A 1,217-nucleotide genomic window follows, 5' to 3' on the forward strand; every position below is an offset into this window, starting at 1 on the left:
ACCAGGGCCAGCGTGGCGCCTACCAGCAGCGCCAGCACCACACGCGGCATGCGCAGGTCGCGCACGATGGCCTGCGCCATGTCACCCGCCGGCGCGCCGAACGCCCCGGCCCAGGGCCCCGCCAGCGCCGCGGCGGCCTCGCGCCACGACACGGGCGCACTGCCCGCGGTCGAGCGACGCCCATGACCAGCAGCGCCAGGGCCAGCGCGATCCCCCATGGCGCCGCGCGGCGCAGCGTGATCCGCAGAGGCACTGCACTGCGCCGCGCGGTGCGGGCATCCGCCCCCGGCGGCGTCATGGTGCCTGCCTCAGGGCGCGGGCCAGCTTTTCGATGGCGTCGATGTTGGCGGGCCCGGGCGTCAACTCGGCATAGCGCAGCGTGACGAAGCGGCGCTGGCGCACGGCGTCGGTCAGCCGCATGGCCGGGTGCGCCTGCAGGAGGCGCTGAAGGTGTTCCGGGCCCTGGCCATTCTGGTAGTCCAGCAGGACGATGACCTGCGGGTTGCTCGCCGCGACCGTCTCCCAGGCGCTGGTGCCCCAGCTCATGGGGGCATCGCCCAGCACGTTGCGCCCGCCCGCGGCCTCGATCAGGGCCGTGGGCATGGCGGCGCGGCCCGCGGTGAAGGGCTTGTCCTCGCCCGAGTCGTAGACGAACACGCGTGGCGGCTGCGGCAGCGGCGACCGGGTCGCGGCCCGGACCCGTTCGCGCCATTGCGCAATGAGCCGCTCGGCCTCGGCACGGCGGCCGAAAACGGTGCCCAGGCGCAGCAGGTCGCCGTACAGCAGGTCCATCGTGGCGCGCGGTTTGTCGCCGAGCGTGTGCGCGCAGCTTTCGGTCAGGATCAGCGTCTGGATGCCGTGCGGCGCCAGGGTGGCAGGGGTCACCTCGCCCCCAGGCTGCATGCCGTAGTACCAGCCGGCGAAGAACAGGTCGGGCTTGGCGGCCAGCAGCGTTTCCAGCGTGGGGTACTTGGGGGCCAGCTCCGGAATGGCCCCCAGGCTGCGCAGGAACGCCGCATCGGTCTTGTACCAGCCGGTGATGCCCGTCACGCCCACCATGGACGACTGCAGCCCGAGCGCCATTGCCATCTCCACCATGTTCAGGTCGTGCACGACCATGCGCTGGGGCGGCGCGGCGATGCGCAGCGTGTCGCCGCAGTTGGGCACGGTGACGGGGAACCCCGGCACCGCGCCCGCGCCCTGCGCCAGCGCGGGGC

General features: G+C 73.6%; 1 protein-coding gene. It reads right to left on the bottom strand.

Going from position 1 to position 1,217, the window contains the following annotated elements:
• Positions 1-294: 294 nt before the first annotated feature.
• The gene (locus AC27IO_RS24445) at positions 295-1,209 is read right to left on the bottom strand and encodes an ABC transporter substrate-binding protein (RefSeq protein ID WP_498741243.1); all 915 of its coding nucleotides are present in this window, start codon (positions 1,207-1,209) and stop codon (positions 295-297) included.
• Positions 1,210-1,217: the final 8 nt, after the last annotated feature.

The organism is Acidovorax sp. KNOB132, assembly GCF_057541515.1.